15 protein-coding genes and 3 tRNA genes are annotated in these 17143 nt (G+C 35.9%); 5 read left to right on the top strand and 13 right to left on the bottom strand.

What is annotated here, in order from left to right; genetic code table 11:
• Window positions 1-132: 132 nt before the first annotated feature.
• The 3 genes from HH304_RS02270 to HH304_RS02260 form a co-directional block, all read right to left on the bottom strand.
• On the bottom strand, window positions 133-969 hold the full coding sequence (locus HH304_RS02270; RefSeq protein ID WP_169677815.1) for a hypothetical protein: 837 nt from the start codon (window positions 967-969) through the stop codon (window positions 133-135).
• A gap of 66 nt (window positions 970-1035) precedes the next feature.
• A complete protein-coding gene (locus tag HH304_RS02265) occupies window positions 1036-2169 on the bottom strand; it encodes a trans-sulfuration enzyme family protein (protein WP_169677814.1) in 1134 nt (377 codons plus the stop codon).
• Window positions 2170-2180: 11 nt separating this feature from the next.
• Complete coding sequence (locus tag HH304_RS02260; protein ID WP_169677813.1) at window positions 2181-3191, bottom strand: potassium channel family protein; 1011 nt, start codon at window positions 3189-3191, stop codon at window positions 2181-2183.
• Window positions 3192-3290: 99 nt separating this feature from the next.
• On the opposite strand from HH304_RS02260, the gene HH304_RS02255 reads away from it, so the two are divergent.
• Window positions 3291-3803: a DinB family protein gene (locus tag HH304_RS02255; protein WP_169677812.1), complete on the top strand. Its 513-nt coding sequence runs from the start codon at window positions 3291-3293 to the stop codon at window positions 3801-3803.
• 58 nt (window positions 3804-3861) lie between these two features.
• On the opposite strand, the gene HH304_RS02250 is transcribed toward HH304_RS02255, so the two are convergent.
• The 7 genes from HH304_RS02250 to HH304_RS02225 form a co-directional block, all read right to left on the bottom strand.
• Complete coding sequence (locus HH304_RS02250; RefSeq protein WP_169677811.1) at window positions 3862-4902, bottom strand: transporter family protein; 1041 nt, start codon at window positions 4900-4902, stop codon at window positions 3862-3864.
• Between the two features lie 645 nt (window positions 4903-5547).
• Complete coding sequence (locus tag HH304_RS02245) at window positions 5548-5799, bottom strand: GIY-YIG nuclease family protein (RefSeq protein ID WP_169677810.1); 252 nt, start codon at window positions 5797-5799, stop codon at window positions 5548-5550.
• Window positions 5800-5999: 200 nt separating this feature from the next.
• The gene (locus HH304_RS21370) at window positions 6000-6122 is read right to left on the bottom strand and encodes a hypothetical protein (RefSeq protein WP_333908729.1); all 123 of its coding nucleotides are present in this window, start codon (window positions 6120-6122) and stop codon (window positions 6000-6002) included.
• Window positions 6123-6125: 3 nt separating this feature from the next.
• Window positions 6126-6251 (bottom strand): GIY-YIG nuclease family protein, encoded by a 126-nt coding sequence (locus HH304_RS21365; RefSeq protein ID WP_333908728.1) that lies wholly within the window; start codon window positions 6249-6251, stop codon window positions 6126-6128.
• Between the two features lie 58 nt (window positions 6252-6309).
• Window positions 6310-6387, bottom strand: a tRNA-Trp gene (locus HH304_RS02235).
• Window positions 6347-6616: a GIY-YIG nuclease family protein gene (locus HH304_RS02230; RefSeq protein ID WP_169677894.1), complete on the bottom strand. Its 270-nt coding sequence runs from the start codon at window positions 6614-6616 to the stop codon at window positions 6347-6349. The genes HH304_RS02235 and HH304_RS02230 overlap by 41 nt, the downstream gene beginning before the upstream one ends.
• A 59-nt stretch (window positions 6617-6675) precedes the next feature.
• Window positions 6676-6750 (bottom strand) — tRNA-Val (locus HH304_RS02225).
• Window positions 6751-6915: 165 nt separating this feature from the next.
• Here HH304_RS02225 and HH304_RS02220 point away from each other — a divergent pair.
• Entirely contained in the window at window positions 6916-9396 is a 2481-nt protein-coding gene (locus HH304_RS02220) for an AsmA family protein (protein WP_169677809.1), read from the top strand.
• A 6-nt stretch (window positions 9397-9402) separates the two neighbouring features.
• On the opposite strand, the gene HH304_RS02215 is transcribed toward HH304_RS02220, so the two are convergent.
• Window positions 9403-11478 carry an OmpA family protein gene (locus HH304_RS02215; RefSeq protein WP_169677808.1) on the bottom strand — a complete coding sequence of 692 codons (2076 nt, stop codon included), beginning with the start codon at window positions 11476-11478 and terminating at the stop codon, window positions 9403-9405.
• A gap of 184 nt (window positions 11479-11662) precedes the next feature.
• Between HH304_RS02215 and HH304_RS02210 the strand changes: the two genes are divergently transcribed.
• A complete protein-coding gene (locus HH304_RS02210; RefSeq protein ID WP_169677807.1) occupies window positions 11663-14107 on the top strand; it encodes a ligase-associated DNA damage response DEXH box helicase in 2445 nt (814 codons plus the stop codon).
• A 20-nt stretch (window positions 14108-14127) separates the two neighbouring features.
• Window positions 14128-14772 (top strand): ligase-associated DNA damage response endonuclease PdeM, encoded by a 645-nt coding sequence (pdeM, locus tag HH304_RS02205; RefSeq protein WP_169677806.1) that lies wholly within the window; start codon window positions 14128-14130, stop codon window positions 14770-14772.
• A 59-nt stretch (window positions 14773-14831) separates the two neighbouring features.
• Here pdeM and HH304_RS02200 read toward each other — a convergent pair whose 3' ends face one another.
• Together HH304_RS02200 and HH304_RS02195 are read right to left on the bottom strand one after the other, a co-directional pair.
• Window positions 14832-15632 (bottom strand): (Fe-S)-binding protein, encoded by an 801-nt coding sequence (locus HH304_RS02200; RefSeq protein ID WP_169677805.1) that lies wholly within the window; start codon window positions 15630-15632, stop codon window positions 14832-14834.
• Between the two features lie 24 nt (window positions 15633-15656).
• Window positions 15657-16967 (bottom strand): 4Fe-4S dicluster domain-containing protein, encoded by a 1311-nt coding sequence (locus tag HH304_RS02195; RefSeq protein ID WP_169677804.1) that lies wholly within the window; start codon window positions 16965-16967, stop codon window positions 15657-15659.
• Between the two features lie 102 nt (window positions 16968-17069).
• On the opposite strand from HH304_RS02195, the gene HH304_RS02190 reads away from it, so the two are divergent.
• A tRNA-Phe gene (locus HH304_RS02190) sits at window positions 17070-17142 on the top strand.
• Window position 17143: the final 1 nt, after the last annotated feature.

Here is a 17143-nt window from a genome sequence, read left to right as displayed (position 1 = left end):
TATTTATGAGGTTGCAAGATGATATTATTATAAATTCTAAAAAAATCAATATCCTTTCATTTCTAACATAAGGCATAAAAAAATAGGCCGCCTGGTAGGGCAACCTATTCTTAGTATTATTAAATATATTAATTAAAAGATATTCTCTGGAACTGCACTTAAAGCTAAATATTTAGGTGAACCTGCACTTTCAGTTAAGTTACTGATATATAATATTTCATTTGTAGCCATATCTATTTCTACAAAATACTGAAGTTTACTAATAAAGCTATATCCAATACCATACATTGTATCATTATATTTTACCATTGACATTAAAGTAAACTCAGATTCATCTATACCTGTAAATCCAACTAAAGACATATTGATAGATTCTGAAATTTCTCCATTCAGATTTGATACATGAATAATAGCATCATAATCACCTATCCAAAGCTCATTATTTGTATCACCAAACGAAACACCTATTCCACAGCAAGGGTCACCATTTGTAAAAGGAATAGTGTCATTTACAATTCCATCCTTACCCATTTTTACAATTGATTGAGTTGAGAATGGTGAATTAAAGTATCCAACAGCTAATAAGTCACTTCCATTTAAAAGAATTGATGCCATTGCATCCCAGGCGTTTTCACTATTACTATTTATAACAGAAACTTTTAGATCTGAAGAATTAGCTTTAAAAATTAATCCATCTGTAGGATTAGTTGTAGTAGTACCATAGAATTGGTTATTGCTTTTATCCAATACTATACTTCTTACACTTTTTAAAGTATCCCCTGATGTATAGGTAAATACTTTATCAGACATTGTCATTGTTCCATCCTCTGGATTAACACTATAGAATGCCCCAGTAGTTTTATCAACTATTACTAGTTCATCATTTACTTTTACCTCATCATCTCCACAAGCACTTAATAACATTGTAAGCATTAGGATAAACATCCCAGATAAAAAATTAGAATTCATTTTCATATTTGATTTTTTTAAAATAAAAAAGTAAGTCGCAATGTTAAGTATTAGGACTTAATTTATTTACAAAATACGATGAAAATCATTACATAGGTCGTCAATATTTTCAAGTCCCACAGATATCCTCAAAAGATTTTCCGGAGTTGAGCTATCAGGCCCTTCAACCGACTTCCTATGTTCAATTAAACTTTCAACTCCACCCAATGAAGTAGCAGTAGAAAACAGCTCAAGTTCATTTGAAAGCGCAATGGCCTCTTTACTTCCTCCTTTAACCAGGATCGAGAGCATTGCTCCGAAACCATTTGGCATTTGTTTTTTTGCTATTTCGTGTCCGGAATGCTCTTTTAGTCCCGGATAAAACACCTTGTCGATTGCACGGTGCCCGGATAAGAACTTAGCTAATTCAAAAGCAGAATCACATTGCTTTGTAACTCTTAGATGCATCGTTTGAATTCCTCGTGCTGTCAGCCATGAATCAAAAGGTGATAATACACCCCCTCCTAAATTTTGAATATTATGCAGTAATTCAGATAATTCTTTTTCTTCATTTATAATCACTACTCCTCCCAAAACATCTGAATGCCCTCCAAAGTATTTAGTAGTTGAATGAATGACTATATCTGCACCTAATTTTAATGGATTTTGTAATACCGGAGTAGGCCAGGTATTATCAACGGCAACCCAAATACCCTTTCCTTTAGCAATCTTAGCAATTTCACTGATATCCGAGATCTTTAATAGTGGGTTGGAAGGAGATTCCAGCCAAATCATTTTAGTATTCTTCTTGAGTGCACTCCGCACTTGATTTAAATCAGACATGTCAACCTGAGTAAACTCAAGTCCCCAACGAGAAAACACTTCCTTTAAGAGTTTAAATACTGCAAAATATGCATCATCAGGAATAATAACATGATCACCTGACTTCAGGCACTTAAACACAGCTTCAATTGCTGCCATCCCTGAAGAGAAGGCAAACCCCTCTTTACCACCTTCAAGTAAAGCGCATGCTTCTTCAAGCTTATTTCTGTTTGGGTTAGATGTCCTGCTATAAACAAAATCAGAGTTATAAGAGCCATCCTCATTTCTAAGGTAGGTTGTAGATAAATAGATTGGAGATGCAACTGGTGTAACCTTCTCACCTGAAGGTTCAACTGACTTTATCGCTCTTGTTTCAAAGGCATATTTATTATCTGACATGAAATGAAATACTATTTAGTAGTGAAGGTGTCCTTGAATTTAATAATCGTATCATTTTCACCTAAAACAATAAGTACATCGCCTTCTCCGACTATTTTTTCAGAGTGTGGATTAAAAATAAATCCTTCTTTATCATCTTTGAAAGCCAATATAGTTGTGCCACTTTTATTTCTAACATCTAATTCCCGAAGAGATTTATTCTGATATTGAGGCTTAAGCTGATCATGACTTACCTCTTCCAGCTTATACTTACTTTTATTAGATCCATTTAGTATAGTCAGAAACTCTATTACAAATGGCTTGGTTACTAGAGCTGCCATATAAGACCCACCAACCATATCAGGCATTACTACATGTGATGCACCTGCACGGATTAGCTTTTTCTCTGTATTTAGTTCAGTTGCCTTTGCAATAATATTTATCCTCGGATTGAGCTCCCTTGCAGTTAAGGTGATAAATACATTATCCGAATCACCAGGAAGAGCACAAATTATTGCTGAAGCTCGTTTAATACCGGCTTTAATTAAAGTGTCATCCATCGTAGCATCTTCGTTTAGAAATTTGAAGTTGTATCCTTCAGCAGACGAATCAATAACATGCTGATCTTTTTCTACAACAATAAATTCCTGCTCAGAATCAGCTAGTTCTCGGGCGGCCATTTCGCCATTCTTTCCAAATCCACAAACAATTACATGATTAGTCAACATTTTCAATGCCCTGTTATCTATATATTTCTGAAATACTTTTTTTAATTCACCCTCAAATATGAAAGAAGATAATACTGATACGCTATATGCAAAAACACCAAGGTTGAAAGCTATATAAATTGATGCGAATATCTTTCCATTTTCGCTTAAGGGATTTACTTCGTGAAAACCAACAGTCGAAAACGTCAAGACCGACATATATACTGCATCAATTGTAGAGTAATTTTCAATATAAATAAACCCGGCAGTTCCGACCATCATACTGATCAGAAATAAAATTGAAGCAAAAATCAACCTCCTAAGCGCTCTCTGCATGCTTAAACCTTCTTTTAATGATTAGCCCGATAATTAACAATGAATAAAGTTAAATAGCTAATTATTATTTTTTCTATTAACTTAAATAAAAAACATATCATGAAAAAACTATTACTCCCACTATTAATGGTTATTCCTGCATTACTCTTTTCACAAAGCTCTTTTCAAAAGGACCTTGCCGGAATGATTAAAGCCAACTCTGATAAAGTAATTTCACTTGCCGAAGCTATCCCTGCTCAAGATTATGGATGGAGACCTGCGGATGATATCAGATCTGTAAATGATGTTGTGTTGCATATTACCGGGGCAAATTATTTCTTCCCAACCTTTGCAGGAGTAGAGATACCGGCTGGAATTGATCCAAGAAACATGAACATAGTTGGAAAGGAAGCAAGTATAGAAGCTCTTAAAAAATCTTATGATCACATGATTAATAGTGTGATGTCAATACCTGAAGATAAACTGGATAATATGGTAGATGTTTTTGGAAGCCAAATGACTCTTAGGTCTGTTTTACTAATTGCTTTTGGTCATTGTGAAGAACATATGGGGCAGTTAATAGCTTATGCAAGATCAAATAATATTGCGCCACCATGGAGTGAAGGAAAATAAACAGAATCAAAAAAACCACATCTTCAGGATGTGGTTTTTTTTAACATGTTATTTATAATTAAGACTTAGTAAAAACATATGTTAAAGCGAGCTTAAAAATGTTCTGAGTTTTCATCTGATAGCCACTTGTTTTTTGGTACAATGGTAGCTTACTTTCAACTGAAAATCTAATACCCTTCATTCTACCTCCAGGGTTAATATTAAAACCCAAACCACCCAAAACTGTGGTTCCGCCCATATTATCAGGATTTGCAGTATAAACCATCATAGGGTTTAAATCAGGATCTTTCCCACTAATTTTAGATTGATTAGCAAAGTCAACTCTAAACGTAGTTATAAATACTTCACTCCAAATTCTTGAATACCAAGCTGTTGCTTTAAATAAATTACCGAAATTATAATCATTTGAATTATCATATAGTCGAAATTTATTCCTCATATCAAAACCCCAACCATACTTTTCATTTGTTACAAAATATGTTGTAGAAATTGTTGGATCAACAGTTCCACTTCCTATCTGCATTGGATATGGTAATTTCTGACCTTCTACATTCATTGGGGTTGCATCCGTTTCATCAATTGATCCGATAGGAATACTTAAACCTAAACTTCCTACTAACCTACCAGAGTTCTTTTCAAGGAGAGTGTACAGACCAGAGATTTGAAGGTCACCAAACCCCTTACTTTCGGTTGTGAATTTCATTCCATTCATCATTACCAGGTCCATTTCATTTTTATTGTAAGAAAACATGGACATCAAGGTAAACCGATCAGATGGTGCATACATTAAATGAAACATATGCATATCCATTTTCATTTGCTCCGGAGAAACCATATAATTCTCTAATACCGTTTCAGTGGTAACATCATCCATTCCACTGCGTGTATCTTTCATATTCATTTGCATATAATGATATGATAACATTACCTCTCCTTTAGAATGTGTATGGGGTACATCTAATAAGGCAACTTGCTTTATTCTGATTTTCATAAGTTCAGATAAACTAAGTATTTTAACTTCTTCTTCTGAATTTTTCTCCTGAGAAAATACATTGCCCACAAAGGAGACAGCAAATAATAAATAAAGAATATACTTCATGGTTATATATGTTAAAAAAATTCCTTTTCAGGTTAAACCCTTAATTAAGGGTATAAAAAGTCTAAAGTGGGATTAAGCTATATGAAGACTTTATTGTATGGGATCGTAAATAATCGATTTCTAAAAAAATGAAATCTAACCAATATAAAAAAAATCCTAGTAATTATAAATAATCATCAAAAAAAATATCCCAGCTCTAAAATAAAGCCACAATTATAATACATTCGATTCAATATTATTGATAAATATTTATTCCATGACAGTTTTTTTTTTAAAAAGCGAGAAAGTCATTTGCTTTTCATGTAAGACCTTTATGATTTGTTTTTAATAGACACAAGAGCTCATTTTCATCTCCCGTATGACCTATATAGTACTTATCTAGTATTCTGGAATAAAGAATGTAACAATGATATTTCATGGTGGTTTTGATTGATTTTGGTCAAAAAAAAAGCAACCTCTATTGAGATTGCTTTTGTGGGCATCTATCCCTGACATTTATCGTCATGGGCCTACTGGATTACTTGAAGTTATCCAGATACCCGGTCCTGCAAATAAAACCCAAAACTCAATAGCTTGGGTTTATATTTGATCCGGGTCTACTGGATTCGAACCAGTGACCCTCCCGACTTATTGGTCGGGATGCTATTAACCAACTAAGCTAAGAGCTTCTATCTTCTTACGGCTCTTCCATCCTTTTATTTCTCGCTCTCGGGCATAGGCATCTGTCTTAGTTTCGAACTCTTCGTGATATACTAATTCCCAATCCGACGCTCGCCCGGTAAATCCCTTGTGATTTGAATTGTGTTTTCGCAAATGCTCTGATAACTTATCCCCCGTATGGCCTACATAATACTTATCTAGTATTCTGGAATAAAGAATGTAACAATGATATTTCATGGTGGTTTTGGTTGATTTTGGTCAAAAAAACAGCAACCTCTATTGAGATTGCTTTTTGTGGGCCCTACTGGATTACTAGAAGTGATCCAGAAACCCGGTCCTGCAAATAAAACCCAAAGCTTAATAGCTTAGGTTTATATTTGATCCGGGTCTACTGGATTCGAACCAGTGACCCTCCCGACTTATTGGTCGGGATGCTATTAACCAACTGAGCTAAGAGCTTCTATCTTCTTACGACTCTTCCATCCTTTTATTTCTCGCTCAAGGGCATAGGCATCTGTCTTCGTTTCGAACTCTTCGTGATATACTAATTCCCAATCCAACGCTCACCCGGTAAATCCCTTGTGATTTGAATTGTGTTTCCTCAATCTTTCTGTTAATAGATCTCCAGTATGGCCTACATAGTACTTATCTAGTATTCTGGAATAAAGAATGTAACTATGATATTTCATGGTGGTTTTGGTTGATTTTGGTCAAAAAAAAAGCAACCTCTATTGAGATTGCTTTTTGTGGGCCCTACTGGATTCGAACCAGTGACCCTCCCGACTTATTGGTCGGGATGCTCTGAACCAACTGAGCTAAGAGCTTCTATCTTCTTACGACTCTTCCATCCTTTTATTTCTCGCTCTCGGGCATAGGCATCTGTCTTAGTTTCGAACTCTTCGTGATATACTAATTCCCAATCCAACGCTCGCCCGGTAAATCCCTTGTGATTTGAATTGTGTTTCTTCAATCTTTCTGTTAATAGATCTCCAGTATGGCCTACATAGTACTTATCTAGTATTCTGGAATAAAGAATGTAACAATGATATTTCATGGTGGTTTCGGTAGATTTTGGTCAAAAAAAAAAGCAACCTCTATTGAGATTGCTTTTTGTGGGCCCTACTGGATTCGAACCAGTGACCCCCTGCTTGTAAGGCAGGTGCTCTGAACCAACTGAGCTAAGAGCCCTTATTTTGTGTCCCTGTTTCGTGTAACAGGAGTGCAAATGTAGCCCACAATTTTATATTTGCAAACACTGATTAAAATTTTTTTTAAAAAATATTATTACCCAATTTTACGTATATATTTTTATCAGGGCGTATTATTAAGAAAATCAGAAACTTGAATATAAACTTGACCAGCGGTATTATTAAAAAATTTTTTTTCTGGCTAGCATCAATCTTTGTCGGGCTTACACTTATTTTATTTCTAGTCATCCAAATTTTTAAAGATGATATAATAAATGAATTTGTAACCACTGTCAACAAGAAGCTTGAAGTCCCGGTAAACACAGACAACATAGATGTTACCATCTTTGGGCATTTCCCTTCGGTTTCCATTTCACTCTCTAATGTGCAATGCCAAGGGAAAACAAATTTTAGCAGTACTCTTATTGATGTTGATAGAATCCTTGTAAACATTGGCTTGTTCGAATTAATTACCGGAGAGGTATCTGTTAAAAGTATTATCATTCAGGAAGGAGAAATAAATATCGAGAGAAATCCCGATAACACTTATAATTACCAAATCTGGGCACAGGACTCAACGGTTGACTCAAATACATCTCTTGAGTTAGAAAAGATCTTTCTGGACCATGTGATATTAACTTATTACGATAACTCAAGATCGTCCATATACCAAACTAATTCACTATTTACGCAGGTAGATGTTGAACTAAAACCGGATCTCAAAATTTTTATTGATGGGAATTTTATTTGGGAAAAAATTATTGAACCTAACTACACTCTTGAAAAATCTATCCCTATAAATATTGAAACAGAAATCACCTATTTAAATAATAACAAAAAGGTACTATGGGAAAAAGGTCTTATTCAAATGGATAATTTTGAATACAGATCAAATGGTTTTTATGATTGGTCTGGAAAAGAAGACATTACCAAGGTAATTGTATCTTCTGATGACACAAACATAAATCACCTGCTTCAATTTATACCCGGTGATCAGGCAGAGCCGTGGCTTGCCTATCAATCATCTGGTAACTTGAAATTCGTAGCCACTATAAATGGAACAGGAAATCTTTTTGGTGTGGGAATCGACTTTAGCGGTAACAAATTTAACATCACCTACCCTGAAACTAATTCAAAATTTGAAAACGCACAGCTTCAAGGTCATTTTGAAACTGAAAATATTGACTTAAAAAGCACTTACAAATTAAACATTAAGTCAGTCTCAGGAGAGTTTGGAGGTGAAAAAATTCATGGATATATTGATGTCGTAAATTTCAATTCACCTCTAATTGATTGTTCTTTTAAGGGTGCTGCCAACCTAAAAGCCCTTACAGCCTTTATTCCGGACAATAATATCAGTGCCAAAAACGGAAAAGTTCATTTTGACTTTTCTTTAAAAGGGCGAGTTGAAGAAATGAAATCCCAGCTTTTCCAAAGGGCAAATGCCACTGGAGAGATTCAAATCGAAAAAACTAGTTTTAATGTTAAGGGCTTTGAATATGGGTTTAATGATTTTGAAGGAAATTTCAGATTAAAAAACAACCAACTGGCTATTTCTGATCTTAAAGGAAAAATAGGTAACAGTGACTTCAGGCTTAATGGATTTGCAAACTATATTTTCTCTCTTTTTACTGAAAAAGGAAATCAAATAATCACCATTGAGTCTGATCTACATTCTAACAATATAGACCTTGATGAATTATTAGGCGGAAACATCAATACTGCTGAAGGTCAGCAATATAGTCTTCGTCTACCTGAAAAGTTCAACCTTGATTTTGACTGTAATATTGAAAATATAAAATTCCGAAAATTTAAAGCTACAAACCTTACCAGCAATCTTATTATGAAAGATAAAGTAGCTCAAATCAAAAATCTGAGGCTAAATAGTTTTGGTGGATTTTTGGAACTTGATGCGCAAATTGACGACCGCTTCGAATCAGGTATCATAATTGACAACAGAGGACGAGTAAATAATATTAAAATTGATGAAGTGTTTTATGTTTTCGAAAATTTCGGTCAAGACTGGCTGCAAGATAAACACCTAAAAGGTAATGTTACTGCCTATGTCTCAAGCCATATTGTATTAGATTCGCAGCTTAAGTTTAAATCAGACAGGTTTACATGTACAGCTGATATTGAAATCAAAGATGGTGAACTGAATAATTTTGAACCATTACAGGCACTTTCAAAATTTGTAAAAGAAGAGTCGCTTGCTCGCCTGCGATTTGATGATATGCAAAACCAGCTTATTGTTAAAAACAAACAAATTACACTGCCAAAAATGACAGTTGGTACAAACATTACCTCTCTTGAAGTTTCAGGAATTCACAATTTTGACCAGGTAATCAACTATCAAGTAATAGTTCCACTTTCACGAGCCAGAGAAGATAAAGACGAAGTATTTGGAGCTGTTGAAGATGACGGAACAGGAAGTCCTAAACTGCATTTGCGAATACTTGGTACTACAGATGATTATGAAATTGTTTATGACTCAAAAGCTGTCACCAAAAAAATAGCTACAGATATCAAAGGTGAAAAGAAGGAACTTATTGATGCTTTTAAAAACAAAGGCGTCGATCAGGACAGAACGGTAGAATTGTCTGAAGAATATTTTGATTTTCCAGAAGACACAACAGATCAACAATGAATCAGGCTATTCTGATTCATTGTCTTTTATATCAAAAACAAATGATGCTCTTCTGTTTTTACTTCTCCCTTCGTCTGTTGAATTATCACCCAAAGGATTGCTCTCCCCTCTTCCTTCTACATTAATTCTATCCTTAGCTATACCAAAAGCTTCAAGAATTTTTGCTACCTGATCAGCTCGTTTTACGGAAAGGAGCTGATTTGCTGATTCGGAACCTACATCATCAGTATATCCCACGATTGTAACAGTAGAACTCGCATTTTCATTCATGAAATAACTAACCTTCTTGATCTCTGACATTGACGAATCTACAGGTTGAATATCATTAAAAGCAAAATAAACATACCCAATATTCTCAGTCTTCTTCCTAACCCGGCTATTTGTTGCAGTCATCGCTGCAAGAGAAACAACTTCACCATCATTAATAATCAATGAATCTTTTAATATCTCATCACCAGAAGCATCATAAAGAATACTAAGATCTTCAAGCATTGGAACTCCCATTACTATCTGAAAAAGATCTGGCCTTTGATCAACTTCAAATTTTTCATACAAGGTATAATATCCCTCCGCCTGAACGGTCAGCGCATATTTTTCATTGAAAGTAAGAGGTATTTCGTATGTCTGACCAAAAACATCCTTAGACCTGTATACTGCAATAACATCTTCACCCGGATCTGTAACCATTATGCTTCCCGGAACAGTTTTTTGGGATACTCTATCACTAAACTTTAACTTCATCATGAACTTATCCATTTCCTGATTTGGTCTGCTCAGTACATAAATATCCTTCTCGCCATAGCCATCTTTTCTGAAACTTGAAAAATACCCTCTCGCTCCACCTGCTGCCAGATTAAAATATATGTCGTCATCAGGAGTATTCACCGGAAAGCCAATATTTCTAGGTGGAGACCAGGTATCAGCTTCAGGGTCATAAGTAGTACTGTAAATGTCAAAGCCTCCCATTCCAGTATGCCCTTTTGAACTGAAAAACAATGTTTCATTATCAACATACATGTAAGGAGCATCTTCATCAAGACTTGAATTGATCATCGGTCCGAGGTTTTGAATATTACCCCACTTACCATTGCTTAATCTTCTGGCTCGATAAATATCACTTCCACCAAACCCTCCCGGACGATCAGAACTAAAATAGATATATTCACCATTTTTAGTGAAACAGGCACTGGCTTCCCAATGCGAAGAATTTATCCCCTCTAATGGAACTGGTTCAGACCACTGATCTTCTCCAAGTTTTTCACAATAAAATAAATCACCACCATTTTCAGGCTTATAAATTATCAGTTTCTTTCCATCAAAACTTAAACCAACATTAGCATCATGTCCTTTTGTATTAACTGGCGATGGTAACTGTTTGGCCTGTGACCAGGGCTCATTAACTGATCTTCGACTAACTACATAAATATCTTCGAAAAACCTTCCGTCAACATCTCTTTTTCCTCCTGATGCACCTTCACGACGAGAGGTAAAGTACATTTCTAATTCATCAGCAGTAGGCACAGGTACATATTCAGCAAACTCAGAATTGATTGCACTACCTGCATTTTCAATATCCAGAGTCAACTTATTTTCATAAAGATCTTTTGCTACCAAACTCTCCCTGATAAATTTTTGAACACCTCCTTCAACGAGGTCTTCATTATATCCAGGAGATCCAGGGCTAGATGCCAGATTTATGTATTGATTGTAATAATATATCGCTGTATCAAAATTGTAATTGAAATGATTTATTCTCCCCAGATAAAAATTCACTTCGGCATTATAGTTTTCAGGGACACCCATTTCCACTAACTCAGTAAATGCCTTATTCGCTTTTTGCCTTTTTTCATCCAGAAAATAACTTTTTCCCAGATAAAACTTTATATCAGCATTAGGTTCTGCAACCGAATCAGCATAACTCAACAAATCTGAAGCAAGATCATAACTTCCTCCATCCATATATCTTTTGGCGTCTTTCAAGACACTATTTACTGAGTTTTGAGCTTCAATAGAAGGCAAGGTTAATAAAAACGATGCCACACCTACCAACATAAACTTGTATATACCTTCTTTCAATATCATATAGATTAGCAATTGTGCATTTTAGAAAAACATATAACTTGCCAACAATAACAAATTTAATTGGTTGTAACTCGTATGCAAATCATATCATAAAATGTGAGCATACAATGAGCTATATTTATATTTTTTCAGGCTAAAATCATATTATAAGTTAACAAAAAATTCCTTTTTAGAAATTTAAAAGATGAATTCAGCATTTCAGAGAGCTCAAAACTGGTTCGACAACAATGGATGGCAAGTATTTGACTTCCAACGAAATGCATGGAATGCAATTTATTCTGGTAAATCCGGAATTATTAATGCCCCAACTGGGTCTGGAAAAACTTATTCTGCAGCAGTACCCATTTTATCTCTCTGGAAGGAACAAAAGAATAAAAAACAGAAAGGTGTATTTGCTATATGGATTACTCCAATTAGGGCCCTGACTGTCGAAATCAAACAAGCAGTTGAAAGACTGGCAACTGGAATGGATATAAATGATTTCAATGTTGCAATAAGATCAGGAGATACCTCTACAAAAGAAAGGCAGGCTATAAACAGAAAACCTCCTCAACTTTTAATTACTACTCCCGAAAGCTTACACCTTCTACTTTCTCAAAAAAACAATCATAAATTCTTCTCAACATTAAGAGTATTCATCGCTGATGAGTGGCATGAGCTATTAGGATCTAAAAGAGCAGTGCTAACAGAACTGGCCTTATCACGGTTTAAATACTTAACAGATGAAAAACTAAGTATCTGGGGTATATCGGCAACTATAGGTAATATGGATCAGGCAATGGATGTTCTTTTAGGACCAGATTTCCCTTCAGAAGAAAAAACATTGATAAGATCAAATCTGAAAAAAAACATCATTGTTGAAACTATTCTTCCTGATAATGTTGAGGAGCTTCCTTGGTCCGGACATCTGGGAATTAAAATGCTCGAAAAAGTACTTCCTGTAATCCGGAATAGTCGGAGTACATTGATTTTTACAAATACCAGGGCTCAATCAGAAATATGGTATCAAAAAATAATTTCAGCTGCGCCTGATTTACTTGGGCTGGTGGCTATGCACCACGGTTCAATTGACAGGGATCTCAGAACATGGGTTGAAGAAGCAATACATAACGAAAAGCTTAAAGCGGTGGTTTGTACTTCAAGCCTTGACCTTGGCGTTGATTTCAGGCCTGTGGAAACCGTTATCCAGATCGGAGGACCAAAAGGTGTTGCAAGGTTTATTCAACGAGCCGGAAGAAGTGGCCATCGACCAGGAGAAACTGCCAAAATTTATTTTGTTCCTACTCATAGTCTTGAACTACTTGAAGCTGCCGCATTAAGAACAGCAATTAAAAATGAAATTGTCGAAGACCGGCTTCCATATATCCGGTCATTTGATGTTCTGGTTCAATATCTGGTTACCCTTGCCGTTGGTGGTGGCTTTAACCAGAATGAAGTTTTCCAACAGGTATTATCTACCTATAGTTTTACAGATATAACCAAAGATGAATGGCTATGGGCTCTTTCATTTATTACTACCGGCGGAAATTCTCTTACTGCATATGATGACTATAAAAAGGTTGAAGTAGAAGATGGTTTGTATGTCGTGAAAAGCAGAAGGGTAGCAATGCGACATCGAATGTCTATAGGAACGATTGTAAGTGATAGTTCCATGACCATAAAATATAATTCTGGAAAAAGAATAGGTTCAATCGAAGAGTGGTTTATTGCCAGCCTGAATCCTGGAGATACTTTCTGGTTTGCAGGAAATTCACTTGAACTAATCAGGGTGAAATATATGATTGCCTACGTTCGAAAGTCAAATAAGAAAAGTGGAAAAGTTCCTAGCTGGCAAGGTGGAAGAATCCCGCTTTCCTCACAGGTTTCAGGGCTTTTAAGAGAAAAAGTAAGCCAATATCCTGAGTTCAAGGAAAAATTTAGCGAAACGACCAGAATCAAACCGCTTTTAGATATTCAAAATGAAAGGTCAATTGTGCCTGAATGTAACCAATTACTTATGGAGTATTTCAGGAGCAAGGAAGGCTATCATCTGTTTGTATACCCCTTTGAAGGGCGGCTTGTTCACGAAGGAATTGCCGGACTATTTGCGTACAGGATGAGTCTTCTTGAGCCTATTTCATTTAGTATTGCAATGAATGATTATGGCTTTGAACTACTTTCTGATAAGCCTATCCCGGTAAATGAAGCCCTGGATAATGATTTCTTATCAACACACCGGCTTATAGAAGATATTCAGGCAGGAGTTAATGCTAATGAAATGGCACGAAGAAAATTCAGGGACATTGCTAGCATTGCCGGGTTAGTATTTAAAGGATTTCCAGGGCAAAACATCTCCGGAAAACATCTTCAGTCTTCATCACAATTAGTATTTGATGTATTCAAAGAATATGACCCTGATAATCTATTGCTGAACCAATCATATAATGAAGTTTTAGAGTTTCAATTAGAAGAATACAGGCTTAGACAAGCGTTGGAAAGAATCGAAAAACAAGAAATCATCGTTAAAAACATTCAAAAAATAACTCCATTTGCATTTCCGATTATGGTTGATCGTACAAGAGAAAAAGTAAGCTCTGAAAAACTTGAAGACCGGATAGCCAAAATGAAGATTGAGCTGGAAAAAGACTAGTATTGTGAAAAAAATTAATTGTGAATAAAGTGAAGATCGATATTCGAGGAGAAAAATTAACTCTTCTACCTGAAAAAGGAATATTCTGGGAAAAGGAGTCCGCATTGTTAATTGCAGACCTGCACCTTGGTAAAATTACTCATTTCAGAAAACATGGTGTTGCCTTGCCTGCAGGTGGAGTGATGAACAACTGGAGCCGGCTTGCCGAACTTATTGATGAATACCAACCAAAAGATGTTTACTTTTTAGGTGATCTTTTTCACAGTGATTACAACCATGAGTGGACAATTTTTGAAGAGTTAAGTACCGAATTTGAAAGGACAAATTTTCATCTGATAGCAGGAAATCACGACATTTTACCTTCATTCCTGTATGATAAATATCAGATAAAAGTTTATAAAGAACCTCTGATAGTTGAACCTTTTATCTTTTCTCATCATCCATTAGAAGAAGAAAATGAATTCTACAATCTGGCTGGGCATATACATCCCGGGGTTGTTATGAGAGGACCCGGGCGGCAATCGATCAGGTTAAAATGTTTCTACTTTTCAAAGTCAAATGGAGTACTCCCTTCATATGGGGATTTCACCGGGATTTATAATATGAAGGTGAAAGAAGATGATCAGGTTTATGTAATAACAAATGATACCGTTATTAAGGTATAAAAAAAGCCGGACATCTATGTTAGATGCCCGGCTTCTGTCTCGGGGAATTTATTGTAAAATTAAAGTAGATCTTCAGCTTCAGCAATAAGTTCAGCAATATCTTTTACTTCTACAGAAGATTCTTTTTCCTTGGCTTTAACACCGTCTGTAAGCATTGTCATACAGAAAGGACACCCTGAAGCAATTACACTTGCTCCGGTTTCCAAAGCTTCCTCTGTTCTTTCTACGTTTATTTCTTTTTTACCCTGTTCGGCATCTTTGAACATTTGAGCTCCCCCGGCACCACAGCATAATCCTTTGGTACGGCATCTTTTCATTTCTACCAGCTCGGCATCAAGTGATTCCAAAACTTTACGTGGAGCTTCATAAATATTATTTGCTCTACCAAGAAAACAAGAATCATGGAAAGTGATTTTTCTCCCTTTAAATCCTCCTCCGTCTTTAACTCTTACCTTACCTGCATCTATAAGTTCTTGCAAATATTCAGAATGGTGAACTACCTCATAATTACCTCCCAATGCCGGGTATTCATTTTTAAGAGTATTGAAGCAATGAGGACAAGCTGTTACAATTCTTTTCACACCATAGCCATCTAATACCTGAATATTAGACATTGCCTGCATTTGAAACAGGAATTCATTTCCAGCTCTTCTTGCAGGGTCGCCTGTACAAGTTTCTTCTTCACCTAAGACTGCAAACTTCACCCCTACCTTGTTAAGGATCTTTACAAAAGCCTTAGTTACTTTTTTATATCGGTCATCAAACGAACCTGCACATCCTACCCAAAATAACACCTCAGCCTGCTCGCCTTTAGATGCTAATTCTGCCATAGTTGGTACTTGTATATTTTCGTTATTCATGATTATTTGATTCTTTTAATGTTGTTATTCTTTTTCTGATTTTAGATCATCTGCCCACTTAAAACGATCAGATGGAGGGAACTTCCATGGAGCAAAGTTAGTTTCGATGTTACTGAACATCGAGTTCCATGATTGAGGTGCTCCAGACTCTTCCATTACTACATATCTCCTCAATTGTAAAATAATTGAAAGTGGATCTATATTCACCGGACAAGCCTCTACACAAGCATTACAACTGGTACATGCGTTGATCTCTTCTTTTGTGATATAATCTCCAAGAAGTGATTTACCATCATCTGCACCTGTTTTCCCAATTTCTTCAATACGATCTCGGGTATCCATCATAATCTTTCTAGGAGAAAGCTTCTTTCCTGTCATATTTGCCGGGCATTGTTGAGTACAACGACCACACTCCGTACAAGAATAGCTGTTCATCAAGTTAACCCAATTAAGGTCTGTAGCATCTTTCGCACCAAACCTGCTTATTTCAGCAGGTGGTTCCGAAGCAGCGCCTCCAACACCTAGCATAGCTTTAACTTCATTAGTAACCTCATCCATATTTTGCATTTCACCTTTAGGGTTTAGGTTAGCATAATATGTATTAGGGAAAGCAAGGAAAATATGAAGGTGCTTTGAATAAGTAACATAAACAGCAAAAGCAAATATTCCGATTATATGAAACCACCATGCAGCTCGTTCAAGGAAAATCAATGAAGAAGTAGACATTCCATCAAACAAAGGAATCAGGCCAGCAGAAAACACCATTGTACCTGTTTGAGTATAACCTGCATCAGGACGTGTTTGCAATATTTGATCCGTAGCATTCATTGTAAGAATGGCAAACATCAATATTGTTTCAATAACAAGAATAAGGTTTGCATCAAGCTTTGGCCAGCTAGTCATTTCTATTCCACTAAACCTTCCAACTTTAAGAACATTTCTTCTAATTAGAAAAACTACGCACGAAAAGATTACTGCTACCGCCAGGAATTCAAAAATATTGAGCGCAACGGTATAAGCTCCTCCAAGTGGTTCGGCAAATATTCTGTGTGTGCCTGCCAGTCCATCAATAATAAACTCTAATACCTCGATGTTGATTACCAAAAAACCAACATAGATCAGTAAGTGTAAAAATGCAGGAATAATTTTTTTGAACATTTTCTTTTGCCCAAAAGCAACAAGAAGCATGTTATTCAGTCGATCACCTTTCCTGTCACTACGATCAACATCCTTCCCAAGCAGTATATTACCGCGGATTTGCTTTACCCTCTTTGCCAGAAAATATCCGGCAACTGCCAATACAAGGACAAAAGCGATTTGAGACAAATAATTCATTTCCAGGGTGTTTTAAGTTTAGGTTAAAAATAAGTTGTTTTTTTTCTTTAAAACTGTTTGCGAGGTTAACAATTTTGCATAGTTTTGTGCCACAATTGAGACGGTGATGTAGCTCAGTTGGTAGAGCATCGGACTGAAAATCCGTGAGTCGGTGGTTCGAGCCCACTCATCACCAC

The organism is Marinigracilibium pacificum (genome assembly GCF_012926615.1).
In the GTDB taxonomy this organism is placed as follows: Bacteria; Bacteroidota; Bacteroidia; order Cytophagales; family Cyclobacteriaceae; genus Mangrovivirga; species Mangrovivirga pacifica.
This window is presented reverse-complemented; position numbering and strand designations above follow the sequence as displayed.

Bases quoted from the DNA above. Each gene is read 5' to 3' on its own strand.
- HH304_RS02210 (WP_169677807.1), top strand. From the start codon at position 11,663: ATGAATTCAGCATTTCAGAGAGCTCAAAACTGGTTCGACAACAATGGA.
- HH304_RS02200 (WP_169677805.1), bottom strand. From the start codon at position 15,632: ATGAATAACGAAAATATACAAGTACCAACTATGGCAGAATTAGCATCT.
- HH304_RS02260 (WP_169677813.1), bottom strand. From the start codon at position 3,191: ATGCAGAGAGCGCTTAGGAGGTTGATTTTTGCTTCAATTTTATTTCTG.
- HH304_RS02255 (WP_169677812.1), top strand. From the start codon at position 3,291: ATGAAAAAACTATTACTCCCACTATTAATGGTTATTCCTGCATTACTC.
- HH304_RS02245 (WP_169677810.1), bottom strand. From the start codon at position 5,799: ATGAAATATCATTGTTACATTCTTTATTCCAGAATACTAGATAAGTAT.
- HH304_RS02215 (WP_169677808.1), bottom strand. From the start codon at position 11,478: ATGATATTGAAAGAAGGTATATACAAGTTTATGTTGGTAGGTGTGGCA.
- HH304_RS02195 (WP_169677804.1), bottom strand. From the start codon at position 16,967: ATGAATTATTTGTCTCAAATCGCTTTTGTCCTTGTATTGGCAGTTGCC.
- HH304_RS02270 (WP_169677815.1), bottom strand. From the start codon at position 969: ATGAATTCTAATTTTTTATCTGGGATGTTTATCCTAATGCTTACAATG.
- HH304_RS21365 (WP_333908728.1), bottom strand. From the start codon at position 6,251: ATGAAATATCATAGTTACATTCTTTATTCCAGAATACTAGATAAGTAC.
- HH304_RS02265 (WP_169677814.1), bottom strand. From the start codon at position 2,169: ATGTCAGATAATAAATATGCCTTTGAAACAAGAGCGATAAAGTCAGTT.
- HH304_RS02230 (WP_169677894.1), bottom strand. From the start codon at position 6,616: ATGAAATATCATTGTTACATTCTTTATTCCAGAATACTAGATAAGTAC.
- HH304_RS02250 (WP_169677811.1), bottom strand. From the start codon at position 4,902: ATGAAGTATATTCTTTATTTATTATTTGCTGTCTCCTTTGTGGGCAAT.